Here is a 10,483-nt window from a genome sequence, read left to right as displayed (position 1 = left end):
GGCTAACCGAACAGTACTTACTGACCCAGAGCCGCCCTTTAGCCCTAAATCATAATTGTCCAAAAATGAGTTAAAACCACAGGCTTCAACTCACTAATAATAAATATTTAGGGCTAACAACATGTCTTACACTATTTAGGCATGCTTTAAACTTTAAGTTCTGTATAGCACTTTGATTACATGCCAACCAAAGCGAGTTTTCACTAGATGTGGCTCTAAGATTTCGCCGCTGAAAGCTACTTTGTCAAACTGTGGCACCATTTGCCCACGTCTGAATTCACCCAAATCGCCGCCTTTTTTACCTGACGGGCAGGTTGAATGCTTTTTAGCCAAAGTCTGAAACTTAGCACCTTTTTTTAGTTGCTTGATGATGTCTTCAGCTTGTTCTTTATGCTTAACAAGAATGTGCAGTGCGTGCGCTGTATTTGCCATGGGAAATCTCGAAAATTAAAACGCGTGTATTTTATCACGGCAATCAACACTGAGCCACTGCGGCTATTTATGTTTAACTGTTGCTTGCAAAAACCCTGTCACCAAACAAAACTGTGCAATGTAATACGTTATCATTATTGCGATATCTGCATGCACTATTTCTAAATAAAAGCGGTTAAGGCCAAGAATAGAGTCTGATATTACAAACACTGCCCCACCTAACACTAAAAAGCCGTTCGATTTATCCGTCATCCAAGTAAGGCTTGCCATTATAGTAAGCACCAGCATGTAGAAAAGCACAGGAATGAGCATGTCATTTAAGTTTGGATAAAATAAGCAAAAAATTATGATGGCCAAAAATAGATAAAGAAGTAAAACGTCTAGTCGCCATTTTTTAATTGGCAACATGGTAATGATATAAAAAGCGTGGCTAACAAAAAATGCCGCTAAACCGCCTATAAACAGTTGCCCCGTATCAAGGGCTAACAACACATCACCTAGTGCTGAAAAACTAAGAGCGAATATTAAAGTGGTAAAAGTGCGATTTTGTAGCTGACTGCGCGCTTTTAACACCATCACAATCAACACACCGATTGGCAACGTTTTAAATAGCGCCATAAAAGGCTGAGGTAATGCTGGCTGGAAAAGCAATAAAGCAATGTAAACCGAACTTAGGATTAGAAAGAGAATGTTCATATTCTTATTATTGTTATTTGTTCCCAATAACGAGAATAGCAAGCTTTACTCTAAATGTTTATAAAAAATGCTGCTTTTGTTTTTCGGTCAGTAACTTACACTGTGTTTGCTTGCCAAAAAACCGATAACGATTACGACCAACCCAATCATACATACGATCGCGAAAACCTTTTGGCAGTAGCTTAAAAACGTTAGCCATAGAGAATGGAAAACCTAATTGAGTTGCGATAAATAACACAGCGTCACTTTGTTTATATAGCTGGTTTTTATCAATCACTAACATTGAGGATAGTGGATCGTCAATTTGATGCGCCTTTAGTAAACGTTCACCTTTATCGCTTTGCATGGGGCATAACTTAAAGGTTATTTGCTTATCAAAGCGAACAATAAACTGAACACAAAAATGGCACAGGTTGCACTGACCATCAAACAAGATGACTGGGCAGTGAGTTTGCAAAATCAACCGCTTACTTGCACTACTTGTTTTCCGGTAAAACCACCAGCAAGTTGTTTATTTAAAGCTGCTGAAACAGCCTCTGCGGAAAAATCAACGGCATGAATTTGTGGCAGTTTAATCTCGCCTCGGGCTGCATTATCGAGTAATAAGTTACCCATAAAGCTTAGCTTTTGCTGTGCACATAAGCTATTTGCAAGCCACGCTCCGCCTAACGATACAATGCCAATATTTGGTGCACGCCTAAACATTAGTTCTTGTTCAAATTTAGGTAATTCATTTAAACAGGCAATATGGCCACAAAAGCGCATTAGCTCAACATTACGAATGGTGGTATCGCCACCAATACAATCAAGCACTGCATCAAAACCTTGCGGACCTAATTCACGGCGAATTTTATCTTCAAGTTTTGGGTCTTTGTAATCAAACACCACATCAGCACCTAATTGCTTAAGTAACTTATGATTGTGTTTGCTGGCAGTGGTAAACACGGTGGCACCACGTTGCTTAGCAAATTGAATAGCGAATTGGCCAACGCCGCCTGCACCTGCATCAATAAACAGTGAATCCCCTTCGCTTAGCTGTAACTTATCAAGAGCAATTAATGCTGTCATACCTGAACAAGGTAAGGTTGCAGCGTCTGCCGGTGATACGTTATCTGGCACAACCGATACCGCATAGTTTGGTACCGTTGTGTATTCAGATAACACGCCTTGATCACCAAGGCTGGCGTGCCATACCACACGTGCCCCCACACCAGGGAATACACCTTTATTGGCTTGAACAACCACCCCAACAGCATCATGGCCTAATACATGAGGGTAATGCCATTTGCAAAAGCCTTGTTTTGCAAAGTTGGCATCACCATGATTTAAGCCCACATATTCAACTTTTATCAAGAGCTCATTGCCTTCAGGGCTCGGTACTGGCACAGAAAGCTCAGATAACGCAATCGCGTCATTTGGCTCAAGCAGTGCAAGCGCGCGCATTGTTGACGGAAGATCTGTAGTTTGTTGAATATGTGACATTTAATACTCTGGGTTAAAGGTTGTTTAGTTCAAAGCTCCAACGACCATTAAATGCTTGATAAGCACTTACTTTGGCCTGTAATGAAGCAATTGTTGAATCAACAGCGTTCTCTTGCGCTATTAAAACATCCTGTCTCGCATCTAACAACTCTAAGTAAGGAATTTGTCCTTCTTGATACATTGCTTGAGCTTGACCAAATGCTTTATTCGCATAATTAAAACGTTGGTCAGCATAACTTAACTGTTGCTGTTGTTTGACTAGCCTTTGTAAAGTAAGTTCACTATCGCTAATGGCTTTTAATACTTTACTTTGATAGTCACTGTAAGCGGCTTCACTTAAAAACTGCTGGGCATCACGCTGAGCTAATAATGCAGGATAGCTGAGTAATGACCATTCAACTTTTGGCGTTACTTGCCATTGTTGCACAGTATCTTCTAAGCCATTACTGGTTAAGCTCACCACACCTGCAAACCCTGCCAGACTAATATCTGGCAGTAATGCTTTTGAGGCGGCAACACTTAGCGAATAAGCCTGACTAAACTGATACAAAGCACTGGTGATATCTGGTCTCAGTGCCATTGCTTCACTGGCTTTATTAAACGACACGCTAAATTCGTGGCTTAATAACTCAGGCTCTTCAATCAGTGTTATATCGCTTGCAAGTCGACCAGTTAGTACCGCAAGGGTTGCGAGGTCACGATATTGCAAATAACTAAGCTCAGGAATAAGCGCTTGTTGCTGCTTTAACTGCGCAAGAGTACGGTTAAGATCAAGCTCATTCGCAACCCCCTCTTCTACTCGCGCTTTGAGCACATCAATACTTTGCTCGAGCGCCTCGATTTGCATTTCAATGATAGCTTGCTTTTGCACATTACCTTGATAGCTTACATAGCCTTGCACCACGGCTGAAACCACTTCAACCTGTAATGCTCTTAACTGCTCTGCTTGGTTTAGTGCACCTGCATTAGCAGCATCGACTAACGCTGTAATACGGCCAAACAAATCAAGCTGCCAATTAACATTAACACCAGCGTTTGATTGGCGCGTAATTGCCCCATCTAAGCTGCTGCGCTCTGCGCCCACGCTTAGGCTGCCCTGCGGATAATAATCCGCGCGGGCTGCACCTAAACGGGCAATGGCTGCATCAAGTTGAAGTTGACTGGTTTTTAGGTCGTGATTCATTGCTAATGCATCAGTCACTAAATTGTTTAACTGCGGCGAATCTAAACGGCGCCACCAGTTATTCTCGCTCGCACCTTCGTTTTGTTCACCAATTTGTGTATCGCTAACAAATTGTGTCAGGCTCACTTGCTGCTCTTGCATATCGACGCTTTGTGCGCAGCCTGCCAGTGCTCCGGCTAACAGCATTGCACTAACTAGTTTGCCGTGTTTAAAGATCGCTTGAAGAGGCTTATGCATCATGTTGCTCCTTCTGCGATTTTTTAGTTACTAACATATAAAACACCGGGGTGAACAATAAGCCAAACACGGTTACACCAATCATGCCTGAGAATACTGCGTTACCCATGGCATGACGCATCTCTGCACCTGCACCAGTTGCTAAAACAAGGGGGACAACACCTGCTGTAAAGGCAATTGACGTCATTAAAATTGGGCGAAGTCTTAAGCGACACGCTTTAATAATGGCTTCAAGGTGAGACAGCCCCGTTTTATGCTGATCTCGTGCAAATTCAACCATCAAGATGGCGTTTTTGCTTGCCAGTGCAACCAATACTATTAATGCGATTTGCGTGAAAATATTGTTGTCATCACCAACAAGCCACACACCTAACAAGGCCGAGAAAATCGTCATAGGTACAATCAAAATAATAGCCAGTGGTAATCTTAAGCTCTCGTATTGCGCAGCAAGTACCATGAACACAAGTAATACAACCAGTGGGAAAACATACACCATAGTATTACCTGCTAATATTTGCTGATAAGTTACTTCTGTCCATTCAAACTCGATACCATTTGGTAATGTATCGGCAAGGATTGCTTCAATCGCATGTTGCGCTTGGTCTGAGCTATAACCTGGCGCAGGGCTACCATTTAGTTCAGCTGTTGGATAACCGTTATAGTGCATTACACGATCTGGGCCTGTTGTTGGTGTGACCGTTAATACAGAACCGAGTGGCACCATCTCACCCATGCGGTTACGTACTTTAAGATTCAAAATTTGCTCAGGATCTTGCCGATAATCAGCATCAGCTTGTGCATTAACCTGATAGGTACGACCAAACAAGTTAAAGTCATTCACGTACACAGAACCTAAGTACACCTGTAAGGCATTAAATACTTCATCAAGTGGAATACCTTGAATAAGTGCTTGCTCGCGGTCAATGTCGATATCCATTTGTGGCACTTGAATTCTAAAGCTCGAGTAAAGGCCCATTAATGCAGGGTCTTGCTGCGCTTTAGCAATGGTTGCTTGTAAGCTATTAAAGAGTGCTTCAAAACCTTTATTAGCACGGTCTTCAATTTGTAGTTTAAAGCCACCCGTAGTACCTAAGCCTTGAATTGGCGGTGGCGGAAATACCGCAACAAACGCTTCATCAATACTAGCAAACTTTTGATTTAACTGAGCCGCAATAGCCATTGCCGACATACTCGGATCTTGACGCTCTTCAAAAGGAGCAAGCGGTGTAAATACAATGCCGCTATTAGGGCTATTTGTGAAACCATTCACCGATAAGCCAGGAAACGATACTGTATTTGCAACACCCGGTACTTGTAATGCAATTTGTTCCATTTCTTGCACAACTTCTTGGGTTCTGTCTAAACTTGCCGCATCGGGTAGCTGTGCCACAGCCACTAAATATTGCTTATCTTGCTGTGGGATAAAGCCGCCTGGTACAGCATCGAACAATTTAACTGTGCCACCAACAAGCGCAACATACGCAACTAATACAATAACACTCATACGAATTAGCTTTTGCACGAGCTTCTCGTAGCCATTAGCGCCTTTATCAAACAAGCGGTTAAAAGGTTTAAATAACCAGTTACCAAATACGCGGTTTAATAACTTAGTTAAACGGTCTGGTTTTGCATCATGACCTTTTAGTAACAGCGCTGATAATGCAGGTGATAGAGTTAACGAGTTAAACGCTGAGATAACCGTCGAAATTGTAATAGTTAAGGCAAATTGCTTATAAAATTGACCAGATAAACCCGTAATGAAAGCTGTAGGAATAAATACGGCACACAGTACGAGTGCAATGGCGATAATTGGCCCTGTTACTTCGGTCATCGCGACACGGGTTGCTTCAAGCGGTGATAAGCCCTGCTCGATATTACGCTCAACGTTTTCAACTACAACAATGGCATCATCAACAACAATACCAATGGCAAGTACCAAGCCGAATAACGATAAGGTATTAATCGACACCCCCAGCCATTGCATTACCGCAAACGTACCAATTAATGATACCGGTACCGCAATAAGCGGGATAACCGATGCACGCCACGTTTGTAAGAATACCACTACAACAATAACCACTAAAGCGATTGCCTCTAGTAGCGTTTTAATAACAGCATCAATTGAGCCGCGTACGAATACAGTTGGGTCATAAACAATGTCGTATTCAACACCTGCCGGAAAGTCTTTTGATAATACTTTCATGGTTTCACGCACTTGATCAGAAAGCTCTATCGCATTAGAACCAGGGCGTTGGAATACAGGCATAGCAAGTGCTGGTTGACCATCTAACATCGCTCTAAGTGCATAAGTGTCCTGGCCTAATTCTAGGCGTGCAACATCACTTAAACGTGTAAGCTGACCTTGCTCACCTACTTTGATGATCACATTTTCAAATTCTTCTTGTGAGCTTAAGCGCCCTTTTACATTCATCAGAATTTGAAATTGATTACTTTTCGAAGTTGGTTGTGCACCTAAACTACCCGCAGCAACCTGTTGGTTCTGCGCGCGTAATGCATTTACTACGTCCATGGCTGTTAAGTCACGTGCCGATAACGCATCAGGGTTAAGCCAAACACGCATTGAGTATTGACCACCACCAAACATACGAACATCACCCACACCCGGAAGACGTGCAATTTGGTCTTTGATATACAAATCAGCATAGTTCGCTAAGTAGGTCGTATCATGCGTTTTTTCTGGTGAATATAAATGCACCACCATGGTTAAATCTGGTGATGATTTTTCAGCTACAACACCTAAACGCTGAACTTCTTGCGGTAAGCGTGGAAGCGCACTGTTAACACGGTTTTGCACTTGGACTTGCGCACGGTCTAAATCAGTCCCTAATGCAAAGGTTACTGTTAAAGTCATACGGCCATCACTGGTCGCTTGCGAAAACATATACAACATGTTTTCAGTACCATTGATTTCTTGCTCAAGCGGCGTTGCTACCGTTTCGGCAATCACTGTTGGGTTTGCACCCGGGTAACTTGCCGTTACTACTACTGTTGGCGGCACCACCTCTGGGTACTCACTCACTGGCAATTGAAATAACGAGATTGCCCCTGCAATGAGAAAGATAAGCGACAGCATCGCTGCAAAGATGGGTCGCTGGATAAAAAAGTGTGAAAATTTCATTTTGACCTACTGTTTAGCAACCAAATCTGAGTGATTATTTGAAAGAGTGAATGCAATTCCATCGCTATTAATAGTGACTGTGTTTGGTGAAATAGGCATACCAGGGCCAACACGCGCCGGGCCATTCACAGCAATCACATCATTTTCATTTAGACCTGACGTAATCGCTCGTAAGCTGCCGTAACGCTCACCCACAGTCACTAATTTATATTCAAGAACATTGCCTTCACCTACGGTAAGTACAAAGCGATTCTTTAAATCAGTACCAATTGCACGTTCTGGCACGATTACTTTTTCGCTCACTTTATTGGCAGCAAGTTTGATACGAGCAAATGAACCTGCACGTAATTGTTGTTCATCGTTTTCAAACACTGCACGTACACGAAGAGTGCCGGTAGTTTCGTTGATTTGGTTATCAATGAAGTTGATTTTGCCATTGTAGTTAAAGCTGGTTTGACCCACTTTTTGCATCACAACAGCTTGTTCACTTTGCGCTGTCACATCAGCAAATGACCGATTCCACGTGCGTTCATCAATATCAAAATAAGCATACATTTGCTGGTTTGAAACAATGCTTGTTAATACACTTTGACCTGCAAGAACGTTGTTACCTTTGGTGATATTCGCGCGCGATACAACGCCATCAATTGGCGAGCGCACTTGCGTAAATGCTAAATCAAGCTCTGCGGCAGTAAGCTCAGCCTGAAGAGCTAACAATTGCGCTTCGCGTTGTCTTAGTGTTGATTTACGAGACTCAGCTTGCTCCGTTGAAATCGCTTTACGCTCAGTTAAGCGATCTGCGCGTTTTGCTTCGCTTTTAGCTTGCTCAAGTGCTGCCTTAGCACTTTCGATTTGCGCTTTTAAGCTATCTACTACGGCAGCAAATGGACGAGCATCAAGGGTGAAAAGCAAATCGCCTTCTTTAACGCTGTCACCTTCTTTAAAGTTAATTTTATCGATAACACCCGAAACACGCGGCATAAGCGCGACTTCTTGTGGTGCTTCTAAACGCGTTGTATAGGTGTGCCAATTTTGTACCGGCTTAACAAGCACTTGTGCTACATCGATTGGTTGTAAATGCTGTTGCTGCGCTGCTTGATTGGCTTCTGTGCCACACCCTGCAAGCGTTAAGCTCGCAATGGTCACTGCCACTGCAAGAATAGATTTGTTCATCACGACTCTCCTGTTAATAGATTGGAGACAATGTTACGGAACTAATTAGCGGATAAAAATGATAGATTTTTAAATTCATTAATGCCAGAATGGCACCAATAAAGTTTGAGGAACTGCTATGGATACCACCAGCCGCTTATTGATGTTGCTTGAAGTGATTGAACGAGGCTCATTTGCTAAAGCTGCTGAGTCTAGAAATATAGACCGCTCAGTCATTTCAAAACAAATTAGCCGTCTTGAAGATGAATTAGGAGTGCGTTTACTTAATCGTACCACGCGCTCTTTTTCGTTGACTGCTGCTGGCGCAGAAATGGTAAAAAAAGCAGCTGAACTCAGAGATTTGTTATCAGATACCGTAAGACTTGCAGAGAATTACCACCAAGAACCCCGTGGTACGTTAAAAATCACCTCATCAAGTATTATCGGTAAGCGTTATATTCAGCCAGTAATTAACGACTTTCAAAAACGCTTTCCACAAGTTGAAGTAGAGCTTCGTTTAGACGACAGACTGATTGATTTAGTATCAGAGGGCTATGATTTAGCGTTTCGTGTTGGCGAACCAAAAGACTCGTCATTCATTGCTCGTAAAATAGCCCGTAACCGTATGTTGCTGTTGGCTTCACCTGAGTTTATTGAAACATACGGTATGCCTAAACATGTTGAAGACTTAAAAGAACTACCTGCAGCTAGCTATTCAAGCCCAAGTAAACGCATTGGCGGTATTCGCTATCGTAATGCCGATGGCGATATTATTGAGCAAAATATCAAAAGCGTCTTTCGAGCGAACGATGCCGAAGTACTTTTGATGAAGGCAATTTCAGGCAATGCATATGTTCTAGCACCGGCATTTATTCTTGATGACGAAGTTAAACGTGGCGATCTCGTACCAATTTTAACCGATATGGAATTACTCGATTACAGCGCGGTGTATGCGGTTTACCCACACAGAGACTTGCCTGTAAGAACACGTTTATTCTTTGATGCTATGCGTGAATACATAGGCAAAGATATTCCAGTATGGGAAGCAAACATTCCTGACTTTGACACTATGTACAAAGGTTAAGTTTAAAACGTTAACTCGCTTTATTTTGTTGGCTTAACTCATACGCCGTTACCACTCTATTTCGACCTTGCTGTTTGGCTTGGTATAGCGCATCGTCAGCACGCTTAATAAAGTTTTTCAGGGTTTGATTTGGCATGTAGCAAGCAACACCAATACTAATGGTCAAATTAATAGCTTGCTCATCAATGTTGTGGATAGTTGTTGCTAAGTGGTCGCGCAGCATATCTGCAAATTCATAGGCACTTTGCGGGTCGCTGTCAGGTAAGAAGATAGCAAACTCCTCACCGCCGATACGAAATACGTAGCCTTTACTAATGCGTTGCCTAAAGAAACTGGTGACTTCAATTAAAATGCGATCGCCCACATCGTGGCCATACTGATCATTAATATTCTTAAAGTAATCAAGGTCGAGCATTAAGATGAACAAGCCGTTTTTGTTTTTTAGTTCAACTTCAAAATAATGGGTCATCGCCAAGCGGTTACCTGCCCCGGTTAAAGGATCAAGTAATGCTAAGTTTTCGAGCCGCTTACCATATTCAGCACGACTATTTTCAAAGGTATGAGACACTGCCCAAATACTTATGTAAGTAAATGAAAAATTAAGTAAAAAGTTGACACTATTGAGAGGTTCAAGACTTGGTTTGGTTAATAGAATAGCCCCTTGCAGTACTGCCACTAGAAGCGACAAAACTTTGCCGTATTGCTTACCTAATAACAGATAAAATAAAACCGGTAGTGAGCACGTCCAAATGAACAACAAACTTTTTATATTACTAAGGTAAGTACCTAACGTGATGAGTAACGTTAAAAACACGCATAAGGTAAGCGACTGCCAAAGATGACCATTGCGTTTTCGGGTATAAAAAAATATATAAAAACAAAACGACGCAAAAACGACTTCTAATGCTCCAAGGACATAAAAGTCATTAATAAAAAGATTGAAAACAGCGAATATTCCAGCCAGCACACCAAGACAAAAGCCCATCCATTTAAGAACGTTATTTCGTAATGCTTGAGTGCCTCTTAGCGCCCCAATATCCATCCAGTTTCTCGTTATTGTTATAGTTGCTTAATTTTA

General features: G+C 42.1%; 9 protein-coding genes. 1 reads left to right on the top strand and 8 read right to left on the bottom strand.

Annotated features, from left to right (window positions below):
- Positions 1 to 153: 153 nt before the first annotated feature.
- The 7 genes from ppiC to AN213_RS16340 form a co-directional block, all read right to left on the bottom strand.
- Positions 154 to 432 (bottom strand): peptidylprolyl isomerase PpiC, encoded by a 279-nt coding sequence (gene ppiC / locus AN213_RS16370; RefSeq protein WP_055021968.1) that lies wholly within the window; start codon positions 430 to 432, stop codon positions 154 to 156.
- A 63-nt stretch (positions 433 to 495) separates the two neighbouring features.
- A complete protein-coding gene (locus AN213_RS16365; protein ID WP_055199170.1) occupies positions 496 to 1,128 on the bottom strand; it encodes a lysoplasmalogenase in 633 nt (210 codons plus the stop codon).
- A 58-nt stretch (positions 1,129 to 1,186) separates the two neighbouring features.
- Positions 1,187 to 1,561, bottom strand: coding sequence for a thiol-disulfide oxidoreductase DCC family protein (locus AN213_RS16360; RefSeq protein ID WP_236702934.1), 375 nt, complete (start codon positions 1,559 to 1,561; stop codon positions 1,187 to 1,189).
- Positions 1,562 to 1,587: 26 nt separating this feature from the next.
- Positions 1,588 to 2,610, bottom strand: a complete 1,023-nt coding sequence (locus AN213_RS16355; RefSeq protein WP_055199168.1) for a zinc-binding dehydrogenase — start codon at positions 2,608 to 2,610, stop codon at positions 1,588 to 1,590.
- A 13-nt stretch (positions 2,611 to 2,623) separates the two neighbouring features.
- On the bottom strand, positions 2,624 to 4,030 hold the full coding sequence (locus AN213_RS16350; protein WP_055199176.1) for a TolC family protein: 1,407 nt from the start codon (positions 4,028 to 4,030) through the stop codon (positions 2,624 to 2,626).
- The gene (locus tag AN213_RS16345; RefSeq protein ID WP_055199167.1) at positions 4,023 to 7,169 is read right to left on the bottom strand and encodes an efflux RND transporter permease subunit; all 3,147 of its coding nucleotides are present in this window, start codon (positions 7,167 to 7,169) and stop codon (positions 4,023 to 4,025) included. The genes AN213_RS16350 and AN213_RS16345 overlap by 8 nt, the downstream gene beginning before the upstream one ends.
- Positions 7,170 to 7,175: 6 nt before the next feature.
- The gene (locus AN213_RS16340; protein WP_054563989.1) at positions 7,176 to 8,342 is read right to left on the bottom strand and encodes an efflux RND transporter periplasmic adaptor subunit; all 1,167 of its coding nucleotides are present in this window, start codon (positions 8,340 to 8,342) and stop codon (positions 7,176 to 7,178) included.
- 118 nt (positions 8,343 to 8,460) lie between these two features.
- Between AN213_RS16340 and AN213_RS16335 the strand changes: the two genes are divergently transcribed.
- A complete protein-coding gene (locus tag AN213_RS16335) occupies positions 8,461 to 9,405 on the top strand; it encodes a LysR family transcriptional regulator (protein WP_055199166.1) in 945 nt (314 codons plus the stop codon).
- Between the two features lie 10 nt (positions 9,406 to 9,415).
- Here the strand turns inward: AN213_RS16335 and AN213_RS16330 are convergent, their stop codons facing one another.
- Positions 9,416 to 10,447 carry a GGDEF domain-containing protein gene (locus AN213_RS16330; protein ID WP_095209784.1) on the bottom strand — a complete coding sequence of 344 codons (1,032 nt, stop codon included), beginning with the start codon at positions 10,445 to 10,447 and terminating at the stop codon, positions 9,416 to 9,418.
- Between the last annotated feature and the right edge of the window lie 36 nt (positions 10,448 to 10,483).

It is taken from the genome of Pseudoalteromonas sp. P1-8, from assembly GCF_001399985.1.
Taxonomy (GTDB): Bacteria; Pseudomonadota; Gammaproteobacteria; order Enterobacterales; family Alteromonadaceae; genus Pseudoalteromonas.
The sequence above is the reverse complement of the archived record's forward strand: the minus strand, read 5'-3'. Positions and strand labels throughout refer to the sequence as shown.